General features: G+C 69.1%; 25 protein-coding genes and 3 tRNA genes. 21 read left to right on the top strand and 7 right to left on the bottom strand.

Features of this window, described 5'->3' with window-relative positions; translation table 11 throughout:
* Positions 1–41: 41 nt before the first annotated feature.
* The 7 genes from YIM_RS44450 to YIM_RS44420 all read left to right on the top strand — a co-directional run bounded on the left by YIM_RS44450 (position 42) and on the right by YIM_RS44420 (position 5519).
* A complete protein-coding gene (locus YIM_RS44450) occupies positions 42–2654 on the top strand; it encodes a bifunctional diguanylate cyclase/phosphodiesterase (RefSeq protein WP_153036057.1) in 2613 nt (870 codons plus the stop codon).
* A gap of 75 nt (positions 2655–2729) precedes the next feature.
* Positions 2730–2802, top strand: a tRNA-Thr gene (locus YIM_RS44445).
* A 52-nt stretch (positions 2803–2854) separates the two neighbouring features.
* A tRNA-Met gene (locus YIM_RS44440) sits at positions 2855–2927 on the top strand.
* 180 nt (positions 2928–3107) lie between these two features.
* Positions 3108–3272, top strand: a complete 165-nt coding sequence (gene rpmG / locus YIM_RS44435) for a 50S ribosomal protein L33 (RefSeq protein WP_153036056.1) — start codon at positions 3108–3110, stop codon at positions 3270–3272.
* Positions 3273–3490: 218 nt separating this feature from the next.
* The gene (locus YIM_RS44430) at positions 3491–4591 is read left to right on the top strand and encodes a S1 family peptidase (RefSeq protein ID WP_153036055.1); all 1101 of its coding nucleotides are present in this window, start codon (positions 3491–3493) and stop codon (positions 4589–4591) included.
* Between the two features lie 71 nt (positions 4592–4662).
* Positions 4663–5112: a MaoC family dehydratase N-terminal domain-containing protein gene (locus YIM_RS44425; RefSeq protein ID WP_153036054.1), complete on the top strand. Its 450-nt coding sequence runs from the start codon at positions 4663–4665 to the stop codon at positions 5110–5112.
* Entirely contained in the window at positions 5109–5519 is a 411-nt protein-coding gene (locus tag YIM_RS44420; protein WP_153036053.1) for a MaoC family dehydratase, read from the top strand. The genes YIM_RS44425 and YIM_RS44420 overlap by 4 nt, the downstream gene beginning before the upstream one ends.
* Here the strand turns inward: YIM_RS44420 and YIM_RS44415 are convergent.
* The 5 genes from YIM_RS44415 to YIM_RS44395 form a co-directional block, all read right to left on the bottom strand.
* Entirely contained in the window at positions 5512–6384 is an 873-nt protein-coding gene (locus YIM_RS44415) for an SGNH/GDSL hydrolase family protein (protein WP_228004396.1), read from the bottom strand. The two genes, YIM_RS44420 and YIM_RS44415, sit on opposite strands and share 8 nt — an antisense overlap.
* Positions 6385–6432: 48 nt before the next feature.
* Positions 6433–7368: a PH domain-containing protein gene (locus YIM_RS44410; RefSeq protein WP_153036051.1), complete on the bottom strand. Its 936-nt coding sequence runs from the start codon at positions 7366–7368 to the stop codon at positions 6433–6435.
* Complete coding sequence (locus YIM_RS44405) at positions 7365–7715, bottom strand: GntR family transcriptional regulator (RefSeq protein WP_153036050.1); 351 nt, start codon at positions 7713–7715, stop codon at positions 7365–7367. Before YIM_RS44405 ends, YIM_RS44410 begins: the two co-directional genes overlap by 4 nt.
* 561 nt (positions 7716–8276) lie before the next feature.
* Complete coding sequence (locus tag YIM_RS44400; RefSeq protein WP_153036049.1) at positions 8277–9164, bottom strand: TIGR03619 family F420-dependent LLM class oxidoreductase; 888 nt, start codon at positions 9162–9164, stop codon at positions 8277–8279.
* Positions 9164–10372: a pyridoxal phosphate-dependent aminotransferase gene (locus YIM_RS44395; RefSeq protein ID WP_153036048.1), complete on the bottom strand. Its 1209-nt coding sequence runs from the start codon at positions 10370–10372 to the stop codon at positions 9164–9166. Before YIM_RS44395 ends, YIM_RS44400 begins: the two co-directional genes overlap by 1 nt.
* 178 nt (positions 10373–10550) lie before the next feature.
* Between YIM_RS44395 and YIM_RS44390 the strand changes: the two genes are divergently transcribed.
* The 5 genes from YIM_RS44390 (at position 10551) to rplA (ending at position 13279) form a co-directional block, all read left to right on the top strand.
* Positions 10551–10623, top strand: a tRNA-Trp gene (locus YIM_RS44390).
* Positions 10624–10654: 31 nt separating this feature from the next.
* A complete protein-coding gene (gene secE, locus YIM_RS44385; RefSeq protein ID WP_153036047.1) occupies positions 10655–11068 on the top strand; it encodes a preprotein translocase subunit SecE in 414 nt (137 codons plus the stop codon).
* Positions 11069–11150: 82 nt separating this feature from the next.
* Positions 11151–11966, top strand: a complete 816-nt coding sequence (gene nusG / locus YIM_RS44380; protein ID WP_153036046.1) for a transcription termination/antitermination protein NusG — start codon at positions 11151–11153, stop codon at positions 11964–11966.
* 77 nt (positions 11967–12043) lie between these two features.
* On the top strand, positions 12044–12478 hold the full coding sequence (rplK, locus tag YIM_RS44375; protein WP_113695832.1) for a 50S ribosomal protein L11: 435 nt from the start codon (positions 12044–12046) through the stop codon (positions 12476–12478).
* Positions 12479–12559: 81 nt separating this feature from the next.
* Entirely contained in the window at positions 12560–13279 is a 720-nt protein-coding gene (rplA, locus tag YIM_RS44370; protein ID WP_153036045.1) for a 50S ribosomal protein L1, read from the top strand.
* A gap of 149 nt (positions 13280–13428) precedes the next feature.
* Here the strand turns inward: rplA and YIM_RS44365 are convergent, their stop codons facing one another.
* Together YIM_RS44365 and YIM_RS44360 are read right to left on the bottom strand one after the other, a co-directional pair.
* Positions 13429–14430 carry an ABC transporter substrate-binding protein gene (locus YIM_RS44365; protein WP_153036044.1) on the bottom strand — a complete coding sequence of 334 codons (1002 nt, stop codon included), beginning with the start codon at positions 14428–14430 and terminating at the stop codon, positions 13429–13431.
* 77 nt (positions 14431–14507) lie between these two features.
* Positions 14508–15608: a hypothetical protein gene (locus YIM_RS44360; RefSeq protein WP_228004395.1), complete on the bottom strand. Its 1101-nt coding sequence runs from the start codon at positions 15606–15608 to the stop codon at positions 14508–14510.
* A 338-nt stretch (positions 15609–15946) separates the two neighbouring features.
* Here YIM_RS44360 and rplJ point away from each other — a divergent pair, with 338 nt between their 5' ends.
* The 9 genes from rplJ to YIM_RS44315 all read left to right on the top strand — a co-directional run bounded on the left by rplJ (position 15947) and on the right by YIM_RS44315 (position 24454).
* Complete coding sequence (gene rplJ / locus YIM_RS44355; RefSeq protein WP_153036042.1) at positions 15947–16498, top strand: 50S ribosomal protein L10; 552 nt, start codon at positions 15947–15949, stop codon at positions 16496–16498.
* A gap of 48 nt (positions 16499–16546) precedes the next feature.
* Positions 16547–16933 carry a 50S ribosomal protein L7/L12 gene (rplL, locus tag YIM_RS44350; protein WP_153036041.1) on the top strand — a complete coding sequence of 129 codons (387 nt, stop codon included), beginning with the start codon at positions 16547–16549 and terminating at the stop codon, positions 16931–16933.
* Positions 16934–17150: 217 nt separating this feature from the next.
* Positions 17151–18305 (top strand): ATP-binding cassette domain-containing protein, encoded by a 1155-nt coding sequence (locus tag YIM_RS44345; protein ID WP_153036040.1) that lies wholly within the window; start codon positions 17151–17153, stop codon positions 18303–18305.
* Positions 18302–19093 (top strand): ABC transporter permease, encoded by a 792-nt coding sequence (locus tag YIM_RS44340; RefSeq protein WP_153036039.1) that lies wholly within the window; start codon positions 18302–18304, stop codon positions 19091–19093. Before YIM_RS44345 ends, YIM_RS44340 begins: the two co-directional genes overlap by 4 nt.
* A gap of 1 nt (position 19094) precedes the next feature.
* Positions 19095–19943 carry an ABC transporter permease gene (locus YIM_RS44335; protein WP_113695840.1) on the top strand — a complete coding sequence of 283 codons (849 nt, stop codon included), beginning with the start codon at positions 19095–19097 and terminating at the stop codon, positions 19941–19943.
* On the top strand, positions 19940–21271 hold the full coding sequence (locus YIM_RS44330) for an MCE family protein (RefSeq protein ID WP_153036038.1): 1332 nt from the start codon (positions 19940–19942) through the stop codon (positions 21269–21271). The genes YIM_RS44335 and YIM_RS44330 overlap by 4 nt, the downstream gene beginning before the upstream one ends.
* Complete coding sequence (locus tag YIM_RS44325) at positions 21268–22296, top strand: MCE family protein (protein ID WP_153036037.1); 1029 nt, start codon at positions 21268–21270, stop codon at positions 22294–22296. The genes YIM_RS44330 and YIM_RS44325 overlap by 4 nt, the downstream gene beginning before the upstream one ends.
* On the top strand, positions 22293–23279 hold the full coding sequence (locus YIM_RS44320; protein ID WP_153036036.1) for an MCE family protein: 987 nt from the start codon (positions 22293–22295) through the stop codon (positions 23277–23279). The genes YIM_RS44325 and YIM_RS44320 overlap by 4 nt, the downstream gene beginning before the upstream one ends.
* Positions 23276–24454, top strand: a complete 1179-nt coding sequence (locus YIM_RS44315; protein WP_153036035.1) for an MCE family protein — start codon at positions 23276–23278, stop codon at positions 24452–24454. The genes YIM_RS44320 and YIM_RS44315 overlap by 4 nt, the downstream gene beginning before the upstream one ends.

The following is a 24454-nucleotide window of genomic DNA, read 5'->3' as shown; positions in this document are numbered from 1 at the left end:
ACAGTGACTCCTCGTTCGCGATCAGGCCGTAAGGAGGTTGCATGCCGGACTCAGGCGGCAGAACCGCTACCGCCGGCCCGGTGCCCTCGGCAGCCGCGGACGAGGCGGCGGTGGACGAACGGCGCTTCCGCGTCTACACCGCGACCGTGCTCACCGTCGGCCTGATCACCGCCGCGGTGGTCAGCTGGTGGCTGCCCTTCGAGGGCTCGGCGATGCTCTGGTGGATCACCCCGGTGCTCGCACTGGCCTTCCTGCTCGCCGAACAACTCGGCATCAACGTCGACGTCCGCAGCGGCATTTCGTGGACCATTTCGTTCACCGAGATCCCGCTGGTGATCGGCTTCTTCATCGCGCCGTTCGAAGTGGTGCTGGTGGCGCACCTGATCGCCGGGGTCGGCACGCTGCTGGCCCGCAAGGTGCGCGGGCGCGTGCTGTACAACGCCGGTGCGTTCCTGCTGGAGATCACCGGCGCGTTCGCCGTCGCCGGGCTGGTCAAGTTCGCCGTCGGCGGTCCCGGCATGCCGTGGCTGGCCGCGCTGGCGGGCACGCTCACCGCGCCGCTGGTCAGCACCCTGCTCGCGCTCGCCGCCGTGCGGGTGCTGCGCCGCCGGATGCGGGTGAGCACCGCGCTGCGGCTGACCGGCCGGATCCTGGTCGTCGGCTTCGTCAACGCCTCGGTCGGCCTGTCCGGCTACCTGGTCATCTTCCACGTGCCCGAGGCCTGGCCGCTGGTGCTCGCCGTGTTCCTCGGCCTCACCGCGCTCTACTGGGCCTACTCCGACCTGCTGCGCGAGCAGCGCGACATGGAGGCGCTGTCCGACGTGAGCCTGATGGTCGCGCGGTCCGGCCAGCAGGCGGCCGCCCGCCCGGCGAGCCGGGCCGACGACTTCGGCCGCGGCGTGGACGTCGTCGAATGGGGCGCCATCGCCGAGCGCATCAAGGACCAGCTCGCCGCCGGCCGCGTGGTGCTGCGGCTGCGGCTCGAGCCGACCGACGCCATGCGCGCGGTCGTCTCCGGTGACCCGCTGCCCGCGGAGGACACCACCGCCGACGACCCGCTGGTCCGCCTGCCCGGCGCGCACGTCCGCCACTTCCGGCTCACCGAAGCCAATCCCGAGGTGCGCGGCGCGCTGCTGGACCGCGGCGCGCAGGAGGCGCTGGTGGTGCCGTTGCGCAGCGCGAACCAGCTGCTCGGCATCATCGAGGCGCACGACCGGCTGTCCCGCTGGCGCGGGTTCGGCAAGTCCGACGTGCAACTGCTCGGCACCATGGCCAGCCACCTGGCCACCGCGCTGGACAACCGCCGCCTGCTGGCCACCCTGCGCCACGACGCCTACCACGATCCGCTCACCGGCCTGCTGAACCGGCCCGGCTTCCGCCAGGTGGCGCGCGAGCCGCTGCGCGAACGCCTCGGCTCGGTGGTGCTCCGGATCGAGCTGGACGTGTTCTCCACGGTCAGCGACGCGCTCGGCTACGCCTGGGCCGACCGGATGGTCATCGCGGCCGGCCGCCGCATCCGCGACACCCTCGGCAGCGACGTGCCGCTCGCCCGGCTGGAAGGCGCCTCGTTCGCCGCGCTGATCGTCGAGCGCACGCCGGAACAGGCGCACGAGATCGCCGAATGCCTGCGCGCCGAGCTGTCCGCGCCCTACCCGGTCGACCGGCTGACCGTCGAGGCCAACGCCAAGGTCGGTTACGCCTCGCCGACGCCGGAGGAGGAGAGCGCGGACGCGGTCGACGTCGACGCCCTGCTCCAGCGCGCCGACGTCGCGGTGCGGGCCACGCGCGGCGGCGAAGAGGTCCGCGGTTACGTGCCGAGCATGGGCCAGATCTTCATGCGCCGGTTCCAGATGGTCACGCAGTTCCGGCAGTCCGTGGAGGACGGCCAGGTCAGCGTGCACTACCAGCCCAAGGTGACGCTGCCGAACCGGCACGTGCAGGGCGTGGAGGCGCTGGTCCGCTGGGTGCACCCGGAGTTCGGCAAGCTCGACCCGGACGAGTTCGTGCCCGCGGTCGAGGCGGCCGGCCTGATCGGCGTGCTCACCGAGTTCGTGCTGGAGCAGTCGCTGCGGCGGGTGCGCAAGTGGCTGGACGAGGGCCTGCGGATCTCCGCCGCGGTCAACCTGAGCGTGCGGAACCTGGCCGACGAGGAGTTCCCGCGCAAGGTGGTCGAGGCGCTGGACCGCTTCGAGGTGCCGCCGGAGCTGCTCACCTTCGAGCTGACCGAGTCCGGCGTGATGTCCGATCCGCAGAAGGCGCTGCCGATCCTGCGTGAGCTGCACTCGCTGGGCATCGTGCTGGCGGTGGACGACTTCGGCACCGGGTACTCGTCGCTGGCCTACCTGCGCCAGCTGCCGGTCGACCAGGTCAAGATCGACAAGAGCTTCGTCCTCGGCATGGGCACCGACCTCGGCGATTTGGCGGTGGTGCGGTCGATCGTCGAACTCGGCCATTCGCTGGGCCTGACGGTGGTCGCCGAGGGCGTCGAGGACGACGTGGCGCGCGACCAGCTGGAGGCGATGGGCTGCGACGTGGCCCAGGGTTACCTGATCTCGCGCCCGCTCGCGGAGGACCGGCTGGAGGCGTGGCTGCTGGCCCGCACGGCCCGCTCGCCCGGACGGCACACCGAGACCGTGCTGACCCTCCTGACCTGAGGTTTTGCCAAAAGGGACCCCCCGCTCAGGTGGCCGGGAGGCCCTTGGTAATCTTTTCGAGCAAGAACAGAGCAGGCCCCTTTAGCTCAGTCGGCAGAGCGTCTCCATGGTAAGGAGAAGGTCTACGGTTCGATTCCGTAAAGGGGCTCGGTGACCTGCGCCGCGATGCGTCAGCGCGTATCGCGGCAACGGTCATGTGCGGCGGTGTAGCTCAGTTGGCAGAGCAAGCGGCTCATAATCGCTGTGTCGCCGGTTCAAGTCCGGCCACCGCTACGCGAGTGGGTGGGTCTTGTTTGCGGGCTGCGCAAACCTAGCTCGCTCCGCCGTATGACCCGGGGGTCGGACCCCCGGACCCCCGCCAGGGGGCGAGCCCCCTGGACCCCCGGTGGTTGCGCGTATGCGCGCAACTCTCGTTTGCCGGGGACATTTTCTGTGTAGAGAGAGGCTAGTGCCGTGGCTGCGACCGACGTGCGACCGAAGATCACGCTGGCGTGCGAAGAGTGCAAGCACCGCAACTACATCACCAAGAAGAACCGGCGCAACCACCCGGACCGCTTGGAGATGAAGAAGTTCTGCCCGAACTGCGGTACGCACCGGACCCACAAGGAGACCCGCTGAGCGCTCGGCGCTCGCGCGTTCCACACGACCTTCCACAGGCCGTCCCCGTTGTTCGGGGGCGGCCTGTTGGCGTTGAACGGTGAATAACCAACACGTATGTCGTAGTTGGCAAGTTACCGACTAAAGTTGGTACCACTTTCGGGTGACCTTGAACACACTGTGCATTGCCGGTTACGGCCGGTGTTCCGTCGGTCCCCCTGCGAAAGTGAGTTGCCGGTATGAAGCTCAACCCTGGACGGCGCAAGACCGCCCGGTCCACGATCGCGCTGCTGGCCGGAGCCACGGCGATCGGGTTCCTCACCCCGGCCACCGCGGCCGCCGGAGTCGATGGTTACGCGGCCGAGGTCGCCGACGCCGCCATCGCCTCGGTCACCGCGAAGGGCCTCACCGAAGCACAGGCGAAGAAGCTGCTGAACACCCAGGAAGCCCGGTCGAACACGCTGCAGACCGCGCTCGGCGCGCTCGGTGACCGCCAGGCGGGCGGCTTCTTCGAGACCGACGGCACCCCGGTGGTCAACGTGCTCGACGCGGCCGCCGCCGAGTCGGTCTCCGCGACCGGCGCGGTCGCCAAGGTGGTCAAGTACTCGCTCACGCAGCTCGAATCCGCGCAGAGCGCGCTCGAGGCGGTGCCCGCCGTGGCGCACACCTCGATCGGCAAGGACGCCAAGACCAACCAGATCGTGGTCACCATCGCCGACGCCGCGAAGGGCACCGACGCGCTGCTCGCCGCGGTCGGCTCGCTCGGCGACAAGGTCCGCGTGCAGCACGTGGCCGGCGAGATGACCCCGGCCATCCTCAACGGCGAGGCCATCACCGGCGGCGGTTCCCGCTGCTCGGCCGGCTTCAACACCAACAAGGGCGGCCAGAACTACATCGTCGACGCCGGGCACTGCACCGGCGCGGTGGCCAACTGGGACGGCATCGGCCCGTCGGTCGAGGCCAGCTTCCCCGGCAACGACTACGGCCTGATCCAGAACAACAGCGGTGACGCGCCGGGCGCGGTCACCCTGTGGAACGGCTCCACCCAGGCGATCACCTCGGCCGGCAACGCCAGCCAGGGCCAGGAGATCTGCAAGAGCGGCAGCACCACCAACCTGACCTGCGGCTCGGTCACCGGCACCGACGTGACGGTGAACTACCCGCAGGGCGCGGTGAGCGGCCTGATCCAGACCAGCGCCAGCGTCAACTCCGGTGACTCGGGCGGCTGCCTGTTCGCCGGCAGCGTCGGCGTCGGCATCACCTCCGGCATGGGCGGCGGCAGCTCGTTCTTCCAGCCGGTCACCGAGGCCCTCTCGGCCTACGGTGTCTCGCTGAACTGATCGATTCCGGTGGAGCGGGGCATTCCTGGTCGGGAATGCCCCGCTTCCCGTGTGCCCGGTAGCCTGCTCGGGTGCCTTTGGACCCCTCGTACGCCGGCCGGTCGTACCCGCCGGACAGCGCCTACGCCGTGAGCCGGGCGAAGATCGCCGAATTCGCCGACGCGATCGGTGACGCCAACCCGCTCTACCACGATCCCGAGGCCGCGCGGGCCGCCGGCTACCCGGACGTGATCGCGCCGCCGACCTTTCTCACCGTGGTCAACCTGCGCGCGATCAACGTCATCGTCAGCGACCCGGAGCTGGGGCTGGACTACTCGCGGATGGTGCACGGCGACCAGAACTTCGTGCACACCCGCCCGGTGCACGCGGGCGACGTGATCGAGCTGACCACGCACATCGACGAAATCATGACCCGCGCGGGGAACGACTTCATCACCCTGCGCGCCGAGATCACCGACGCCGAGGGCGAGCCCGTGTGCACCACGCGCGCCCAGCTGGTCGTCCGAGGGGAGGGCGCGTGAGCACGTTCACCGTCGGCGAGGAACTGCCGCCACTGTCCGTCCACGTCACGCGCGCGCAGCTGGTCCGGTACGCCGGGGCGTCGCTGGACTTCAACCCGATCCACTGGAACGAGCGGTTCGCCAAGGAGGTCGGGCTGCCGGACGTGATCGGCCACGGCATGCTCACCATGGCGCTCGGCGCTCGGCTGATCACCGACTGGCTGGGTGACCCCGGCAGGCTCGCCGAGTACTTCACCCGGTTCACCCGGCCGGTCGTGGTGCCGGACAACGACGAAGGCGCACTGGTCGAGTTCACCGCGAAGGTGGCCAAGGTCAACGAGGACGGCACCGCGCGGGTCGACGTCACCGCCAAGTTCGACGGCAAGTCCGTGCTGGGCAAGGCACAGGCGGTCGTCCGGCCTAAGTGACCACGGCCTGCACGGCCTTGGCCATCGCCTCCTGGCCCTTCGCGTTGGGGTGCAGGCCGATGCCGGGTGAGGTGGCCACCAGGCCCTCCACCCAGCGGGTGTCGGGGTTCGTGCAGACGTCGTGGCCCTTGGTCGGGCCCGCCGTGTCGGCGAAGCCCGCGTCGTTGTTCTTCGCGGTCTCGGAGAGCGTGGAGTTGAGGTCGGCGAGCGCGTCGCGGAGGTAGTGCACGTCGGGTACGCCGACCGGCAGCGCGGGCCAGCAGCCGTCGCCGTCGGGCAGCACGGTCGGGTAGCCGACCACCACGATCTGCGCCTTCGGTGCCTTGCCGCGGATCTTCTTGAGCAGGTCGGCCACCTTCTTGCCGGTGGCGTCGATCTTCGCGGCGAGCTGGTCCTTGCCGCCCGAGGTGAACTTCTCCTTGCAGGGCCCGGCGTTCGGCGAGCCCGCCACGCAGTCACCGGCGAAGCCGATGAAGCCGACGTCGTTGCCGCCGATGCCGAGGGTGACCAGCGTGGTCGCCTCGTTGACCGCGTTCAGCTGCGGCGGGTTGGTGCCGTTGCTCGTTTTCTGCGAGCCGGTGATGGAGGCGGTCACCGCTCCGCTGCAGCTGACGTCGGCGAACTCGGCCGGGTTGATCTTGGCCTTGACCAGGTGCGGGTAGTTGTTGTCCGAGCGGGCGCAGCCTGCCGGTTCACCCGACTGCTTACCGGTCTTCGGCGACGAGGTGTAGGAGTCGCCGAGTGCCACGTAGCGCCCGGTGCCGCCGCCGATGTCCGATCCCGGCGGCGCCGGCGCGGCCTCGGAGCCGCCGTTCTGCGTCTTGTAGTAGCCGAACCCGACGGCGGCCGCGAGCACCACTACCACCAGAAGGCAACCGCCCCCGTTTTTTGCCACATGACCGTTTGTACGCGATCAGGAGCGCGCTGCACTCCCCGTACCGGGTGACGCCTGGTCGCGTGCCAGGAGATCGTTCAGCAGCCCGGCGGCTTCGCGTGGCCGGTCGACGGTCACGTACACGCTGCGGCCGGTCTTCAGATCGATGCGCAGCGCTTCGCCGCCGCGGACCTTGTACGCGGTGTCGCCGGTGAGCGGGTTGACGCGCAGTCCGAGCCCGGTCCAGAAGCTGACCCGCCCCACGTCCGCCCCCACGATCCGGTCGAGCGGCATTTGCCTGCTGAAGCCGGTCAGCCGGATGGTGACCCCGTCGGCGTCGATCCGAACCCGCAGCCGGGACACGGCGTACAGCCCGAGCGCGACGACCATGGTGAGCACCGGGTACACCACCAGCGGCAGGTCGCCGGCGAGCATGGTGAGCGGGGTGAGCAGCGCGAGCAGCGGCAGGTAGTTGTTGCTCGACCCGCCGGTCCAGGAGGCGCGCTCGCCGGGTCGCAGCCCGACGGACGGGCCGGTGGACTTGTGCGGCACGAACGACTTCGGCGCGATGAGCGCGCCGAGCAGCCCGGCCGCGATCGCGCCGCCGAGTGGTACGGCCAGCACGATCAGGAAGTTGTCCGCCTGCCGCCAGTCGGTCGCGTCGAGGTTGGCGATCAGCACGGCGAGCGCCGTGACGGCCGGGAAGGCCGCGAAGCCGGCGCTGAGCCCGACGCCGAACCGGACGGGACGCCGGTTGAGCAGCAGGCTGCCCGCGACCAGGAGGACCGCGGTGGCGGCGAGCATGATCGAGACAAAGACGGCCGCGTCGGCGGTGCCGTTGGGGCCGCCGTTCTGCCAGTGCACGGTGATCGGGTCGGGCAGGCGGGCGCGCCAGTTCTCGTACAGCAGGCCGGTGGTGATCGCGAGGGCGCCGGGCAGGCCGCCGGTGGCGAGCGAGATGCGGAGTCTGTTCACGGGTAGCGCTCCTTGATCGTCCGGGTGAGTTCGTCGGCGTCGAGGCCGAGTCGTTTGGCCTCGGTGATGAGGTCGCCCACCAGTTCCGTCAGCCGGGCGCGTTCACGCGCGCCGGCGATGACCACCGCGCCGCGCCTGCGCCGCAGGTCGATGAGGCCCTCGTCGCGGAGTAGTGCGTAGGCGCGGAGGACCGTGTGGATGTTGATGTCGAGCGAGGCCGCCAGCTCCCGCGCGGGCGGCAGTTGCTCGCCGAGTGCGAGGTCCCCCTGGGCCAGCGCTCGCCGCACTGCCGCCGCCACCTGCTCGAACAGGGGCAACGGGGAGGCGGGGTCGATGCGTACCAACATAGTTCTAACTGTACTAGAACTATCTGCTTTGTTCTAGCTCATATAGAACTAATTGGGAGTTGTCCACAGTGCGGGGTGCCTGTGGACAACTCGACTGTGGTGTCGGGGTCGCGGAGTAGCTTCGGTGGTGTCGAAAGGAGGTCAGCACTCCGGCGATACCCACGCACGGGTCGACCACGAGCCAGACGCGGCAAGAAGGGAGGGACAACCACCGCGCCCGGCCCAGCACGACCCAGTCGCGGACTACCGCCGACAGTGAGGCGCGCGCAGGCCCCGAGCCGTCGTGCCGCTTGCGCCGTGCGCGTTCGCTCGCCTGCGCGAGTGGGCCATGCGCGGGCGGACTGGTCAGCTGTCGTGAAGCACGCCAGGTGCGGGCTGGTCAGCCGTCGTGCGACTCGCGGGGTCGCTGTTATGAGGGGCGTGCGCGGGTGTCAGCGAGCTAGCCGTGCTTCCCAGCTGCGGGTGAGCCCGGCCGTGCCCGCACGCCATCGGCGCGTGCCGCTCCAAGCCATGCCCGGAACCATCCAGGTCTCCACAACCGCGAGCGAAGAAAGGGAGTGATCAGCCTCGGGCCACCAGGGCGAAAAGTTCATCCGCGCGTTCCGTCGCCTCGGCGACATCCGCGGCGATGAAGTGCAGGTCGACAAAGGCCTCCTCGATGCCAGCCTCGTGTGCGGCGGCGAGTTGGGCCGCGACGTCCGGCAGCACCGTTCCCGGGCGCGGGTTCACCCGGAGGATTCGCCGCAGCTTGCCGGGGTCGCGTCCGGCGCGGTCGGCGGCCGCGCGGATCACGTCCCACTGCTGGGCCATCACCTCCAGCGGCCGTCCCGCGGGCAGCCAGCCGTCCGCCTTGCGGCCGACCCGCTCCAGCGCGGCTTCGGTGTGCGCGCCGAGCAGGAGCGGCGGGTGCGGGCGCTGCACCGGGCGCAGGTCCACCTGCGACGGCGGGATCTGCCACAGCGGCCCCTCGTGCGCCACGGGGTCGCCCGTCCAAATGGCCACCAGCGCGTCCATCAGTTCCTCGAGCCGCCTGCCCCGCGCCGCCCACGGCACGCCGGTCGCCGCGTACTCCGAGCGCATCCACCCGATGCCGAGCCCGACGTCCAGCCGTCCCCGGCTGACCAGGTCGAGTGAGGTCAGCGTGCGCGCCAGCAGCACCGGCGAGTGCAGCGTGCCGATCAGCGTGCTGCTGCCGAGCCGGATCCGCTCGGTCGCCGTCGCCGCCACGGTCAGCGCGACCAGCGGGTCGAAGTACTTGGTGAACTGCGGCGGGTACGGCCGCGACGGCGTGCCGCCCGGGTAGAGGTCGCTCGGCTCCAACGGGGTCAGCACGCGGTCGCCCACCCACAGCGACTCGTACCCGACCTTCTCCGCGTGCGCGGCGAAGGTGCCGATGCCCGCCGGGTCGGCGAGGCCGCCGTAGTGCGGGAGGCCGACCCCGAGTCGCATCAGCGCGCCTCTCCGAGCAGCCGCGCCACGCGGCCGATGCCCTCGACCAGGTCGTCCTTCGCCAGTGCGTACGAGAACCGGAAATATCCTGGAGTGCCGAACGCTTCGCCTGGCACAGCGGCAACTTCCGCCTCGCGCAGCAGAATTTCCGCCAGCTGCACGGTATCGGTCGCTCGCACGCCACGAATTTCCTTGCCCAGCAAGGACTTCACCGAGGGGTACGCGTAGAAGGCGCCCTCCGGCGTCGGGCAGTCGACACCGGGGATCTCGGACAGCATCGAGACGATCGTCTTGCGCCGTTCGTCGAACGACTCGCGCATCCGCGCCACCGCGTCCAGCGGACCGGCGACCGCGGCCAGCGCCGCCCGCTGGGCCACGTTCGCCACGTTCCCGCACAGGTGCGACTGGTAGCTCGCGGCCGCCTTGATCACGTCCGCCGGGCCGATGATCCAGCCGACCCGCCAGCCGGTCATCGAATAGGTCTTCGCCACGCCGTTCAGCACGAGCGTCCGGTCGGCCAGTTCCGGCACCACCACCGGCAATGACTCCGCCTTCGCGCCGTCGTAGACCAGGTGCTCGTAGATCTCGTCGGTGATCACCCAGATGCCGTGTTCGAGCGCCCAGCGCCCGATCGCCTCGACCGCCTCGCGCGGGTACACCGCGCCGGTCGGGTTCGACGGCGAGTTGAACAGCAGCACCTTCGTCCGCGGTGTCCGTGCGGCCTCCAGCTGCTCCACGCTCACCAGGTAGCCGGTCGACTCGTCCGCGGTCACCTGCACCGGCACCCCGCCGGCCAGGGTGATCGACTCGGGGTAGGTGGTCCAGTACGGCGCGGGCAGCAGCACCTCGTCGCCGGGGTCGAGCAGCGTGGCGAAGGCCGAGTACACCGCTTGCTTGCCGCCGTTGGTCACCAGCGTCTGCGACGGATCCACCTTCAGCCCCGAGTCGCGCAGGGTCTTCGCCGCGATCGCCTCGCGCAGTTCGGGCAGGCCCGCGGCGGCGGTGTAACCGTGGTTCGCCCGGTCGCGCACGGCCGCGGCCGCCGCCTCGACCACGTAGTCCGGCGTGGGAAAATCGGGCTGACCGGCGCCGAAGCCGATCACCGGCCGGCCCTCGGCCTTGAGGGCCTTGGCCTTGGCGTCCACGGCGAGCGTGGCGGACGGGTTGATGCCGGCGATCCTGGCCGAGATGCGGTCGCTGGTGCTCATGGGGGCAGTTTTCCACGCCGGGTGCGCTTCGCCACAAGGTGGCCAGGGCCGTCCGGAGGGGTAGCTTGCACGCGCCGGTGTGCCTTGCCGTAGACTTCCGAACTTGGAACGCCCGACACTCGTCCCCGCAGGGATGCGGGGAGGGTCGAATGCGTCCAAGAGCGGCGGTTGCGCTCAAAGGGGTGTAGCTCAATTGGCAGAGCAGCGGTCTCCAAAACCGCAGGTTGCAGGTTCAAGTCCTGTCACCCCTGCGTATCAGTCGGTGAAGCGGAGGAGTGGTTCGTGAGCGAGGACGGCGAGAAGGACCAGGAGAAGGAGCCGAAGCGCCCCTCTCGTCCGGTCACCGCCGCGGCTCGGCGTGAGCGTCGCGCCTCCGCCCGGCCAGCCGGCAAGGCAGGCGCGGCCAAGTCGGAAGAGGACGGGGACAAGACCCGGCCGGCGGGCAAGGCGTCCGACGCCAAGGCCAAGCCGACGCCGAAGCGTGATCGCAAGGAGAAGCAGGCCTCGCCGATCAAGCGGCTGGTCCGCTTCATCCGCGAGGTGTGGGCCGAGCTGCGGAAGGTCATCTGGCCGACCCGCAAGCAGATGGTCACCTACACCGCGGTGGTGCTGGTCTTCCTGGCGTTCATGGTGGCCCTGGTCTTCGGCCTGGACCTCGTGTTCCACGAGGCCATCGGTGTCGTATTCGGCAACTGAGCGCGCCGGGGGACGCCGCTGAGGACGGCGGTGCCACGGCTACGCCCCGAGTACGACACGTGATCAACTGAGAGGACGGAACGTGACCTCCGACAACGGCACAGGCAGCGGTCAGGAGCTGACCGACCTTTCCGACGCGCAGGTGTTCGAGGCCGTCGACAACGACGGCGAGCACACCGAGCCGGTTGAGGCGATCAGCTCCGACGAGCCGGCCGAGGACGCGGCGGGCACGGAACCGGAACCGGCCGACGAGCCCGTGGCCGAAGAGCCCGAGGCCGACGAGGACCCGGTCGCCAAGCTGCGCGCCGAGCTGAAGGCCGCGCCCGGCGACTGGTACGTCGTGCACTCGTACGCCGGTTACGAGAACAAGGTCAAGACGAACCTCGAGACCCGTACCCAGACGCTGGACGTCGAGGAGTTCATCTTCCAGATCGAGGTGCCCACCGAAGAGGTCACCGAGATCAAGAACGGCCAGCGCAAGCAGGTGCAGCGCAAGGTGCTGCCCGGCTACATCCTGGTCCGGATGGAGCTGAACGACGCTTCCTGGAGCGCGGTCCGCAACACCCCCGGGGTCACCGGTTTTGTCGGCGCCACCTCGCGTCCGTCGCCGCTGACCATCGACGAGGTGCTGAAGTTCCTCGCGCCGCAGGTCGAGAAGGCCGCCCCGGCCAAGAGCAAGGGCGAGACCTCGACCGCGGAGGCCCCGCTCGGTGGCGGTACCGTCGAGGTGGACTTCGAGGTCGGCGAGTCGGTCACCGTGATGGACGGCCCGTTCGCCACCCTGCCCGCCACGATCAGCGAAGTGAACGCCGACGGGCAGAAGCTGAAGGTCCTGGTGTCGATCTTCGGCCGGGAAACCCCGGTCGAGCTGTCGTTCAACCAGGTCTCCAAGATCTGACGGCTCGGCACCGAGCCGGCAGTCCCCGCGTACTGGCAGGTGTGCGGGGGACTTGATAGTGAGAAGGACACGAAGCAATGCCACCCAAGAAGAAGAAGCTTGCAGCGATCATCAAGCTGCAGATCTCGGCGGGGGCCGCGAACCCGGCTCCGCCGGTCGGCCCGGCGCTGGGTCAGCACGGCGTGAACATCATGGAGTTCTGCAAGGCCTACAACGCCGCGACCGAGTCGCAGCGCGGCAACGTGGTGCCGGTCGAGATCTCCGTGTACGAGGACCGCTCGTTCGACTTCAAGCTCAAGACCCCGCCGGCGGCGAAGCTGCTGCTCAAGGCCGCGGGCGTGGAGAAGGGCTCCGGTGAGCCGCACAAGACCAAGGTCGCCAAGGTGACCTGGGACCAGGTGCGCGAGATCGCCGAGACCAAGAAGAGCGACCTCAACGCCAACGACATCGACCAGGCGGCGAAGATCATCGCCGGCACCGCCCGCTCCATGGGCATCACGGTCGAGGGCTGACCTCACCGCACCACCGTGGGAGGGCCAGGCGCTGGCCCACACCACACCTGATCCGCATCTTTTGAGCTAGAAGGACAGAGCATGACCAAGCGCAGCAAGGCCTATCGTCAGGCCTCCGAGCTGATCGACCGCGAGCGGCTGTACGCCCCGCTCGAGGCCGCCAAGCTCGCCAAGGAGACCTCCAAGACCAAGATGGACGCCACCGTCGAGGTCGCCATGCGCCTCGGGGTGGACCCCCGCAAGGCCGACCAGATGGTCCGCGGCACCGTGAACCTGCCGCACGGCACCGGTAAGACCGCCCGCGTCATCGTCTTCGCCACCGGCGACAAGGCCGCCGAGGCCGAAGCCGCCGGCGCGGACGCGGTCGGCACCGACGAACTGATCGAGCGCATCCAGGGTGGCTGGCTCGACTTCGACGCCGCGATCGCGACGCCGGACCAGATGGCGAAGGTCGGGCGCATCGCCCGGATCCTCGGCCCGCGTGGCCTGATGCCGAACCCGAAGACCGGCACGGTGACCCCCGCGGTCGCCAAGGCGGTCTCGGACATCAAGGGCGGAAAGATCAACTTCCGCGTGGACAAGCAGGCCAACCTGCACCTGGTGATCGGCAAGGCCTCGTTCGACACCGACAAGCTGGTGGAGAACTACGCCGCCGCGCTGGACGAGATCCTGCGCGCCAAGCCGTCGTCGGCGAAGGGCCGTTACCTGAAGAAGGTCACCTTCACCACGACCATGGGCCCCGGCATCCCGGTGGACCCGGCTCGCACCCGCAACCTCCTCGCCGAGGACGCGAACGCCTGAGTCGCCTGAAGCACGGAAAAGGGCGGCCCCGCACCTGCGGGGCCGCCCTTTTCCCATGCCGCCCTGCTTCTCGTCCGCTGGCGAACCTGCTTTTGCCCGCAGAAGCAGGTTCGCCAGGTGGAAGCGGCTTTCGCGGGCTGGCAAAGCGCCTAAAGCGTGGCGAGCTTGGCCTCGAGCTGGTCGGCGAGCTTGTTCATGATCTTCGCGTAACTGGCGTAGCTGAGCGGTGCGACGGCATCCCATTCGACGAAGCGGTCGTTCGCGGCGGCGGGCATCGCGGCGAACACCGGGTTCGCCTTGAGCTGCGCGGGCGGGATCGACGCCGGGCGGGTGTCCCACATCAGGAGGTCACCCTGGTACTTGTCGGCCCGTTCCCAGGACAGCGTCTCGAAGTAACCGCCGCCGGTGGCGTCCGGGTTGTCCGGCGTCTTGATCGGCAGGCCGAGGCCCTCGGTGTAGTAGGCGAGGTCCGGGTTGCGGGCGGGGACCACCACGAAGTACTGGTCGGGCAGCCCACCGACGGCCACGATGCTGCGGTTCTCCGCCTTCATCCGCGCGCCGATGTCCTTCACCCGCTGAGCGGCTGACCGGAACGCCTGCTCGTCCGCCTTGACCTGCGCCGATTCGACGTCGGCGCCGAGGCTGCGGGCGAGGTCCTGGTAGCGCGAGATGGTCTTGGGCAGGTCGGCGCCGGACTGCACGATGCCCGCGGTCGGGGTGAGTTCGAGCGCGCGCTGCTCCTGGTCCTCCTTGAGGTGCCAGAGCCCGGGGAACTCGGCGTACTTGCCGCTGACCAGCAGTTCCGGCTTCAGCGATGCGAGGCGCTCGAGGTTCAGCGTGCCGTAGGACTGGCCGGTGACGTCGGTGACCTCGGCCGGGACGAGGCTGCCCGCCTCCGGCTCGACCGTGCCGTCGGGGCGGACCAGCGGGCCGAAGGTGCCGGTCACCTTCACCCCGAAGTCCTTCAGCGCGGCGGCCGAGGACACCTGGGCGATGATCCGCTGGGGCGTCGCGGCCGCGGTCACCGTGGTGCCGCGGTCGTCGGTGAAGGACCAGCCCCCTGGCGCGGCGGCCTGCTCCTCGCCACTCCCGCACGCCGACAACGCCACCAGAGCGACGGCGACCGTCGCCACCAGCGTCTTTCTGCGCAATTGCAACAACCTCCGTTGAGTTAGGTGAAGCTACCCTAAACGCGGAGGCTGTCTGATGTGGACAGGTGTGACAAGCGTCAGTTCGACGGCGGCGCGCTCGGCTTGGCGCCGGAGCACGGGTTCGGGCCGGGTTCGTGCCCGGTGATCAGCCACTGCTCGCCCTTGACCTGGCCGCCCGAGGCGTCGGTGTGCTGGCGTTCGACGGTGAACACGCCGAGCGCGCGCCCGCCGCCCTTGATCTCGTAGTCGCACGAGTCGATCACGACCACGTCGCCGGGTGGCTGGCCCGACTTGTTGAACGGGATCGACTGGGAGTACTGGGTCTTGTTGGTGACCTCGGTGCTGAGTTGGTTCACCGCCTGCGCGCAGTCGGCGAAGCCGAGGTCCGCGGCGAACTTGGCCTGCGCGGCCTTGGAGAGGTTGCCGCAGGCCATGTCGGGCAGCCCTTGCGCGATCTGCTGGTAGACCAGCTGCACGGCGCGGTACGGGTTGGGCTGGAGGAGTTCGGTGGCGCTGTAGGTGCCGCGGCCTGCTTCCGGGGCGGGGAGTTCGTCGTTGTCGCTGGGGAAGAAGTGGTTGTAGGCCCAGGTGGCGAGGAGGGCGAGCAGCAGGAGCAGGATCAGCCAGCCGAGCACCTTCTTGCCGATCCACTTGAGCCAGCGGGGCACCTTGGGCCGCGCGGGCGGGGGTGGCTGAGGCGGTTGCTGCGCGGGAAGCCACTGCTGCTGACTCGGCTGAGGCAGCGACTGCTGACCGGGCTGAGGCAAAGGCGGGTGACTTGGCTGGGGCAGCGACTGGTGAGCCGGCTGGGGCAGGGCTTGGTGGCCGGGCTGGGACGGCGGTTGCTGGGCTAGCTCGGCCGACGTTTGCTGGGTCGGTCCAGATGGCGGCTGCTGGGCGAATCCGGATGACGGTTGCTGGGTCAACTCGGCCGACGGCTGCTGGGCCAATCCGGACGGCGGTTGTTGCGGTGGCCCGGGAGGTGGCTGCTGGGTCAGCTCGCCGCTCGGTTGCTGCGCCTTCTGGGCTTCGGAGAACTTGAGGAACTCCTGGAATTGCTGGAACTGGCGCAACTGCTCCGGATCGGCGGGCGGCTGGGGGGCCGGCTCCGCCCGGTGGGCAGGTTCGACCTCGGCCCCGGGGTGCTCTTCTCCACGCTGGTCCGCCACGTGACCCATGATGCCGGTCCACCCGCCCTCCGTCTGCCCGCCACCCTGCTTTGGCGGGCAAAAGCCGGGTGACCTGCTTCTGCGGGCTAAAGCAGGTTCGCGGGGGTGGGTGCGGGGTGGGCGTACCGGGGCCGTATAGTTGTCGGCGGTTCTACCGAAGACCGCTGGTCTTCTCCGGGCTTGGGCCCGGGGAACGAAGGTCCCCCACGAAGTGGCGGGCGGCCCGCGCAGGAGGAACGAGGCTCGACCTGCCATGGTCGTTCACGCCCCGCGCCTGTCTGCGCTGGGGCGTTTTTCATTTCACGGGTCCTCCAACGGCGGTCAACTAGCCAAGAGAGGAGGCGACCATGGCGAAGCCCGACAAGATGGCGGCCGTCGCCGAGATCGCGGACAGGTTCCGTACGAGCTCGGCCACTGTTGTCACCGAGTACACCGGCCTCTCCGTCGCCCAGCTGTCGCAGCTGCGTGTCGCTCTCGGCTCCAGTGCCAAGTACCGCGTCGCGAAGAACACCCTCGTCCAGCGCGCTGCGCAGGAAGCCGGTGTCCAGGGTCTGGATGACCTCTTCGTCGGCCCGACCGCTATCGCCTTCGTCGAAGGTGAAGCGGTCGACGCCGCGAAGGCGCTCCGTGACTTCGCGAAGGACAACAGCGCCCTTGTCATCAAGGGCGGCTACATGGACGGCAAGCCCCTCAGCGTCAACGAGATCAACCGCCTGGCGGATCTCGAAAGCCGCGAGGTGCTGCTCTCCAAGGCCGCCGGCGCGTTCAAGGCCAAGTTGTCCCAGGCCGCCGCGCTGTTCCAGGCGCCGGCTTCCCAGGTCGCCCGGCTCGCCGCCGCGCTCGAAGAGAAGCGCAAGGGCGAAGAGGGCGGCGCGGGCGAAGCACCTGCCGAAAGCTGAAATCAACCCCCTGAACTCTAGAGTTCACATTCAGAGAGGAACGCCATCATGGCGAAGCTGAGCACCGAAGAACTGCTCGACGCCTTCAAGGAGCTGACGCTGCTTGAGCTGTCCGAGTTCGTGAAGCAGTTCGAGGAGACCTTCGACGTCACCGCGGCCGCCCCGGCCGCCGTGGTCGCCGCCGCCCCGGGTGCCGCCGCTCCGGCCGCCGCCGAGGAGCAGGACGAGTTCGACGTCGTTCTCGAGTCCGCCGGTGACAAGAAGATCCAGGTCATCAAGGTGGTCCGCGAGGTCGTCTCCGGCCTGGGCCTGAAGGAGGCCAAGGAGCTGGTCGAGGGCGCGCCCAAGGCCATCCTGGAGAAGGTCGACAAGGAGGCCGCCGAGGCCGCCAAGGAGAAGCTCGAGGGCGCCGGCGCGAAGATCTCGCTCAAGTGATCCTGGGCTGACCCAGTACTGCCGGAAGGGGCGGGCACCGCGAGGTGCCCGCCCCTTCCGCTGTTTGCTGCGTGATTCCCCCTGATGGGCTACGGTGCTGCCACCGCGCCCGGACCCGCCCGCCGGGAAAACTCGTGAGTAACCTGTGTCCGCCCTGCTCGTTGCTACACCAGGGTGGGTGCAAGAGCCGACAATGAAGACTGCTCCTGGAGGTGCGATGGGTGCCGAGGTGGTCGTCGAGGGTCTGACCAAGTCCTTCGGAAGGCAGGCCATCTGGCGGGACGTGTCACTGACCCTGCCGCCAGGCGAGGTCTCCGTCCTGCTCGGCCCGTCGGGCACCGGCAAGTCGGTGTTCCTGAAGTCGATGATCGGCCTGCTCAAGCCGGAACGCGGCAGCTGCACGATCAACGGCGTCGACATCGTCCGGTGCTCGGAGTCGAAGCTGTACGAAACGCGGAAGCTGTTCGGCGTGCTGTTCCAGGACGGCGCCCTCTTCGGTTCGATGAACCTCTACGACAACGTCGCTTTCCCGCTTCGCGAGCACACCAAGAAGTCGGAAACCGAGATCAAGCGGATCGTGCTGGAAAAGCTTGAGATGACCGGTTTGTCCGGCGCCGAGAAAAAGCTTCCCGGTGAGATTTCCGGCGGTATGCGCAAGCGCGCCGGGCTGGCCCGCGCGCTGGTGCTGGACCCGGAGATCATCCTGGTCGACGAGCCGGACTCCGGCCTCGACCCGGTGCGCACCACCTACATCAGCCAGCTGTTCATCGACGTGAACACGCAGATCGACGCGACCTTCCTGATCGTCACGCACAACATCAACCTGGCGCGGACGGTGCCGGACAACATCGGCATGCTCTTCCGCAAGGAACTGGTCATGTACGGCCCGCGCGAGGTACTGCTGACCAGTGAGGAACCGGTGGTCAAGCAGTTCCTGAACGGCCGGATGGACGGCCCGATCGGGATGAGCGAGGAAAAGGACTCCGCCACCATGGCCGCGGAGAAGGCCATGTTCGACGCGGGTCACCACGCCGGTGGCGTCGAGGACGTGCGCGGGGTGCCGCCGCAGATGCAGCCCACCCCCGGCCTTCCCGAGCGCATGGGCGCCCGCCGCCGCCAGGACCGCGTGATGCGCAACCTGCACACGCTGCCCGCGGCCGCGCAGGAGAAGGTCATCGAGTCGCTTTCGCCGGAGGAGCAGCAGCACTACGGCGTGCATCCCCACCGAATGGTCGGCGCCAGACCGCAGCAGTACCAAGGGCAGCCGCCCAACCAGCACCGCGGGCAGCTGCCGGCGGACCAGGTGGCCAGCATGCCGCAGAGCGGCTGGTCCGAACCCCGATCGCGTGATCCCAGGCAGGGCGGTACATGAGTTCGGCCACTTCCGCCAAGATCCCCGGAATCGGGATGCTCCGCGAGACCGGGAAGCTTTTCGCGCTCGGCCTCGACGTCATCCGCGGGATGTTCCAGCGCCCGTTCCAGGTGCGCGAGTTCATCCAGCAGTCCTGGTTCATCGCCAGCGTCACGATCCTGCCGACGGCGCTGGTCGCGATTCCGTTCGGCGCGCTGGTCGCGCTGCAGCTCGGCTCGCTGATCACCCAGCTCGGCGCCCAGTCGTTCATCGGTGCCGCCAGTGTGCTGGCGATCATCCAGCAGGCCGCGCCGATCGTGACCGCGCTGCTGGTGGCAGGCGCCGGTGGTTCGGCGATCTGCGCGGACATCGGCGCCCGCACCATTCGCGAGGAGATCGACGCGATGGAGGTGCTGGGCGTCTCCGCGGTGCAGCGGCTGATCGTGCCGCGCGTGCTCGCCTCGATGCTGGTCGCGGTGCTGCTGAACGGCGTGGTCAGCGTGATCGGCGTGCTCGGCGGCTACTTCTTCAACGTGGTGCTGCAGGGCGGTACCCCCGGTGCCTACCTGGCCAGCTTCTCCGCCCTGGCGCAGCTGCCCGACCTGTGGATCAGCGAGCTGAAGGCGCTGATCTTCGGCTTCATCGCCGGGGTGGTGGCCGCCTACCGCGGGCTGAACCCGCCGCCGGGCCCGAAGGGCGTCGGCGACGCGGTGAACCAGGCCGTGGTCATCACCTTCCTGCTGCTGTTCTTCGTCAACTTCATCCTCACCCTGCTCTACCTGCAGGTCGTTCCGGCGAAGGGGAGCTGACATGGCCTTTCGCCACGCCATCGGCCAGGGCGCGCGCCGCGCGGTGAACGCCCCGCTCGGCCTGCTCGACCAGCTCGGGGACCAGCTGTCGTTCTACATCCGCGCGCTGGCCTGGATCCCGCAGTCGCTGCGCAAGTACATGAAGGAGACGATGCGGCTGCTCGCCGAGGTGAGCTTCGGCTCCGGCGCGCTGGCCGTGATCGGCGGCACGGTCGGCGTGATGGTCGGCCTGACCGTGTTCACCGGGGTGGTGGTCGGCCTCCAGGGCTTCGCCGCGCTGGACCAGATCGGCACCGCGGCCTTCGCCGGGTTCGCCTCGGCCTACATCAACACCCGCGAGATCGCGCCGCTGGTCGCCGGGCTCGCGCTCTCGGCCACCGTCGGCGCCGGGTTCACCGCCCAGCTCGGCGCGATGCGCATCTCCGAGGAGATCGACGCGCTGGAAGTGATGGGCGTGCCGAGCCTGCCGTACCTGGTGACCACCCGGATCATCGCCGGGTTCATCGCGGTCATCCCGCTGTACATCATCGGCCTGCTGATGTCGTACCTCGGCTCGCGAATAGTCACGGTGTACTTCTACGGGCAGTCGGCGGGCACCTACGACCACTACTTCAACCTGTTCCTACCACCCGAAGACGTGTTCATCTCCTTCGTGAAGGTGCTCATCTTCGCGGTGATCATCATCCTGTCGCACTGCTACTACGGCTACCGCGCCAGCGGTGGCCCGGCGGGCGTCGGCGTGGCCGTCGGCCGCGCGGTGCGGACCACGATCGTCACCGTGGCGATCGTGAACTTCTTCATCGGGTTCGCCATCTGGGGGACCACGACCACGGTGAGGATCGCGGGATGAGCACGATTCGCAAGCGGCTGCTGGGGCTCGGGTTCATCCTGGTGATGATCGGCGGGATCACCCTCAGCGTCGCCATGTACAACAAGGCGTTCAGCTCGTTCGTGCACGTCAAGCTGCAGGCCGACAAGGTGGGCAACCAGCTGGCCAAGCAGTCCGACGTCAAGGTGCGCGGGCTGATCGTCGGTGTGGTCTCCGACATCGCCCCGACGCCGGACGGCTCCGAGCTGACCCTGGAGCTGCTGCCGGAGTCGGCGGAGCTGATCCCGGCCGACGTCTCCGCGCGGTTCCTGCCGAAGACGTTGTTCGGCGAGCGGTTCGTCTCGCTGGAGATCCCGGAGAACCCGAGCACCACCAAGATCGCCGACGGTGACGTGATCCCGCAGGACCGCAGCTCCAGCGCCGTCGAGCTGTCGCAGGCCTTCGAGCACCTGCTGCCGGTGCTGCAGGCGGTCCAGCCGCAGAAGCTGTCGAGCACGCTCACCGCGATCTCCAGCGCGCTGCAGGGCCGCGGCGAGCCGCTCGGCGAGACGCTGAGCGAACTCGGCCAGTACGTCGGCGACCTGAACCCGCACCTGCCCGACCTGCAGCGCAACCTGCAGGAGCTGGCGAAGTTCTCGGACAACTTCTCCGAGAGCGCGCCGGAACTGGTGCAGGCGCTGGACAACCTGACCACCACGACCGGCACGATCGCCGAGCAGAAGCCGAATCTCGAGGCGCTGTACGCGAACGTGACCAACGCGTCGGTGGACCTCGGGTCCTTCCTCTCGGCGAACAAGTCGAACCTCATCGCGCTCGGCGAGACCGCCCGCCCGACCGCGGAACTGCTGGCGAAGTACGCGCCCGAGTACCCGTGCGTGATCGGGCAGATGGCCGACACCGTGCCCAAGGTGGACAAGGCGCTCGGCAAGGGCACCGGCCGGCCCGGTCTGCACGCGACCATCGAGATCACGGTGAACCGCGGGCCGTACGAGCCGGGCCAGGACGAGCCGGAGTTCAACGACAAGCGCGGGCCGCGGTGCTACGACATGAAGCAGTTCCCGATCCCCTTCCCGCAGCACCCGCCGGACGGTCCGATCGACGACGGCAGCGTGCACCCGCCGCCCGCCCGGTCGCAGAACGACGGCCTGCTGCCGCCGAGCAACGCGGCGAACGCGGTCGGCGTCGGCGGCGGCGCGCCCGGGGGTGACCTGGCCTACAGCCCGGCCGAGCAGCGCTTCCTGAGCGAACTGCTGGGCATGCAGACCGGCGTGGACGCCGCGCAGGTGCCGGATTGGAGCGGATTGCTGGTGGGACCGCTGTACCGCGGAGCGGAGGTGACCTTCAAGTGAAGGTGACCGGAGCACTGGTCAAGCTGATCATCTTCATCGTGATCACCGTGCTGTTCACCGCCGTGCTCGGCATCAGCATCGCGAACCTGAACCTGACCGGCACGGCGAAGTACACCGCGCGGTTCACCGACGCCACGCTGCTGCTGCCCAACGACGACGTGCGCATCGCCGGGGTCCGCGTCGGCCAGGTGTCCGACGTGCGGATCGTGGACCGGCGCCAGGCCGAGGTGGAGTTCGAGGTGGACGAGGGGCGCAAGCTGCCCGCCGGGGTCACCGCGACGATCAAGTTCCGGAACCTGGTCGGCCAGCGCTACATCGCGCTCGGCCAGGGCACCGGCACGCCCGGCGACATGCTGCCCGAGGGCGGCAACATCCCGCTCGAGCGCACCAAGCCCGCGCTGGACCTGACCGAGCTGTTCAACGGGTTCAAGCCGCTGTTCCGCGCGCTGAACCCGGAGGACGTGAACAAGCTGTCCTACCAGGTCATCCAGGTTCTGCAGGGAGAAGGCGGCACGGTGGAGAGCCTGCTCGCCCACACCGCGTCGCTGACCAGCACGATCGCCGAGAAGGACCAGGTGATCGGCGAGGTGATCACGAACCTCAACGGCGTGCTGGACACGATCAACCAGCGCACCCCGCAGCTGTCCGACCTGATCGCCACGCTCCAGCGGCTGGTCTCCGGCCTGGCCGAGGACCGCAAGCCGATCGGGGACGCGATCGACTCGCTCGGCGGGCTCGCCGAGACCACGTCCGGCCTGCTCAGCGAGGCACGCGAGCCGTTGAAGAACGACATCGCCGCGCTGGGCACGCTGACCGAGAACCTGAACAAGAACGAGCCGGTGGTGGAGCACTTCATCCAGTTCCTGCCGTACAAGGTGTCCACGCTGAGCCGGACCGCCGACTACGGCTCCTGGTTCAACTTCTTCGCCTGTGAAGTCACCGGCAGCGTGGCGCTGCCGCCGTTGATCAGCCAGCCGATCAACCTGCCGATCGCGCCGGTCAACCGAGAGCGGTGCGGCGGATGAAGAGCTTCCAGCAACGCAACCCCATTCCCATCGCGCTGGCCGGCATCGCGGTGATCGTGCTCGGTGTGCTCGCCGCGCTGAACTCCGAGGACCTGCCGGTGATCGGTGGCGGCACCAGCTACACCGCCGAGTTCGGCGAGGCGGCCGGGCTGGTGCCCGACGACGAGGTCCGGATCGCCGGGGTCAAGGTCGGCGCGGTCTCCGACATCGAGCTGGCCGGGGACAAGGTCCGCGTCTCGTTCAAGGTCAAGGACGCCTGGCTGGGCGACAAGACCAGCGCGGCGATCAAGCTGAAGACCCTGCTCGGGCAGAAGTACCTGGCGCTCGACCCGATCGGCGACGAGGTGCTCGACCCCGGCGTGGCCATCCCGCGTGAGCGCACCGCCTCGCCGTACGACGTGCTGGAGGCCTTCCGCGGGCTGTCCGGCACGGTCGACGAGATCGACACCACCCAGCTGGCGAAGAGCTTCGACGTGCTCTCGGAGACCTTCTCCGACACCCCGGACGACGTGAAGGGCGCGCTGTCGGGCCTGTCCGAGCTGTCCGACACCATCGCCAAGCGCGACGACCAGCTGGCCCAGCTGCTGTCCAACACCAAGCAGGTCAGCCAGACCCTGGTCGATCGCGACGCCGAGGTGACCAGGCTGATCCAGGACGGCAACAAGCTGCTCGACGAGGTCGGCAAGCGCAAGGAGGCGATCAGCAAGCTGCTGGAGGGCACCAAGACGCTCTCCACCGAGTTGCGCGGGCTGATCGACGACAACGACGCCCAGCTGGACCCGGTGCTCACCCAGCTCGACCAGCTCACCTCGATGCTCCAGCGCAACCAGGACGCGCTGGCGGCGGGCCTGCGCGAGTTCGCCCCGTTCATCCGGGTCTTCAACAACACCATCGGCAACGGGCGCTGGTTCGACAACTACATCTGCGGCCTGCTGCTGCCGTCCGTCGGCCCGATCAACGAAGACGGGTGCAACGCGAAATGACCGATACCCGCTTCGGAATGAACGTGGCCCGCTGGCTGAGCGTGGCCTGCGTGCTGGCGCTGCTGGTGGCCGGTGGCCTGTGGTGGACGCTGAAGGATCCCGGCCGCAAGCACCTGACCGCCTGGTTCCCCACCGCGGTCGGCCTGTACGAGGGCAACAGCGTGCGCATGCTCGGTGTGCAGATGGGCACCGTGGACAAGGTCGAGCCGATGGGCGACCGGGTCCGCGTGACCATGGAGTACGACCGCGCGGTCGCCGTGCCCGCCGACGCGCAGGCGGTGATCGTGTCGCCGTCGCTGGTCAGCGACCGGTACGTGCAGCTGACCCCGGCGCACACCGGCGGGCCGGTCATCGAGGAGGGCGCGACCATCCCGATCGAGCGCACCGCGGTGCCGCTCGAGGTGGACGACCTCTACGCCAGCCTGAGCCGGGTCAGCCAGGCGCTCGGCCCGAACGGGGTGAACAAGGACGGTTCGCTGAACACCCTGCTGACCACGCTCGCCGACAACTTCGACGGCAACGGCCAGGCGCTGCACGACACGATCACCCGGCTCGGCCAGGCCTCCGGCACGCTGGCGGGCAACAAGGACGACCTGTTCGCCACCGTCCGGAACCTTGGCGACTTCTCCACCACGCTGGCCAACAGCGACGGCCAGATCCGGGAGTTCGAGAAGCAGCTCGCCGACGTCACCGGCTTCCTCGCCGACGAGCGCGGCAACCTGGCCGAGACGGTCCAGCAGCTGGGCCCGACGCTGGAGCAGGTGCAGGCCTTCGTGGAGAAGAACCGCGACAAGCTCAAGTCCAATGTGGACAAGCTGGCCAGCATCACCAGGACGCTGGTCGACCAGCGCGGCGCGCTGGCCGAGATCCTGGACGTGGCGCCGGTGGCGCTGGGCAACCTGGTCAACACCTACAACGCCTCCTCCGGCACGCTCGACGCCAGGGCGAACCTGAACGAGCTGACCCAGCCGCCGGTGCTGATGGTGTGCAACCTGCTCAAGCAGACCCCGGACCAGCTCGACCTGGTCGGCGACCTGTGCAAGGGCCTGCAGCCGGTGCTCGACGGCGCGCTGCCGCTGCCCTCGGTGGCGCAGGTGGTGGCCGCGGCCAAGAAGGGCGAGGCACCGCCGTTGCCGTTGCCGCTGGTCGACGTGATGTCGGGAGGTGTCCAGTGA

This window comes from Amycolatopsis sp. YIM 10, assembly GCF_009429145.1.
GTDB lineage: Bacteria > Actinomycetota > Actinomycetes > Mycobacteriales > Pseudonocardiaceae > Amycolatopsis.
This window is presented reverse-complemented; position numbering and strand designations above follow the sequence as displayed.

Bases quoted from the DNA above. Each gene is read 5' to 3' on its own strand.
- rplL (WP_153036041.1), top strand. From the start codon at position 16,547: ATGGCGAAGCTGAGCACCGAAGAACTGCTCGACGCCTTCAAGGAGCTG.
- YIM_RS44345 (WP_153036040.1), top strand. From the start codon at position 17,151: ATGGGTGCCGAGGTGGTCGTCGAGGGTCTGACCAAGTCCTTCGGAAGG.
- YIM_RS44395 (WP_153036048.1), bottom strand. From the start codon at position 10,372: ATGAGCACCAGCGACCGCATCTCGGCCAGGATCGCCGGCATCAACCCG.
- YIM_RS44340 (WP_153036039.1), top strand. From the start codon at position 18,302: ATGAGTTCGGCCACTTCCGCCAAGATCCCCGGAATCGGGATGCTCCGC.
- YIM_RS44360 (WP_228004395.1), bottom strand. From the start codon at position 15,608: ATGGGTCACGTGGCGGACCAGCGTGGAGAAGAGCACCCCGGGGCCGAG.
- rplK (WP_113695832.1), top strand. From the start codon at position 12,044: ATGCCACCCAAGAAGAAGAAGCTTGCAGCGATCATCAAGCTGCAGATC.
- rplJ (WP_153036042.1), top strand. From the start codon at position 15,947: ATGGCGAAGCCCGACAAGATGGCGGCCGTCGCCGAGATCGCGGACAGG.
- YIM_RS44405 (WP_153036050.1), bottom strand. From the start codon at position 7,715: ATGTTGGTACGCATCGACCCCGCCTCCCCGTTGCCCCTGTTCGAGCAG.
- YIM_RS44430 (WP_153036055.1), top strand. From the start codon at position 3,491: ATGAAGCTCAACCCTGGACGGCGCAAGACCGCCCGGTCCACGATCGCG.
- YIM_RS44330 (WP_153036038.1), top strand. From the start codon at position 19,940: ATGAGCACGATTCGCAAGCGGCTGCTGGGGCTCGGGTTCATCCTGGTG.
- YIM_RS44450 (WP_153036057.1), top strand. From the start codon at position 42: ATGCCGGACTCAGGCGGCAGAACCGCTACCGCCGGCCCGGTGCCCTCG.
- YIM_RS44315 (WP_153036035.1), top strand. From the start codon at position 23,276: ATGACCGATACCCGCTTCGGAATGAACGTGGCCCGCTGGCTGAGCGTG.
- YIM_RS44335 (WP_113695840.1), top strand. From the start codon at position 19,095: ATGGCCTTTCGCCACGCCATCGGCCAGGGCGCGCGCCGCGCGGTGAAC.
- rplA (WP_153036045.1), top strand. From the start codon at position 12,560: ATGACCAAGCGCAGCAAGGCCTATCGTCAGGCCTCCGAGCTGATCGAC.
- YIM_RS44400 (WP_153036049.1), bottom strand. From the start codon at position 9,164: ATGCGACTCGGGGTCGGCCTCCCGCACTACGGCGGCCTCGCCGACCCG.
- YIM_RS44320 (WP_153036036.1), top strand. From the start codon at position 22,293: ATGAAGAGCTTCCAGCAACGCAACCCCATTCCCATCGCGCTGGCCGGC.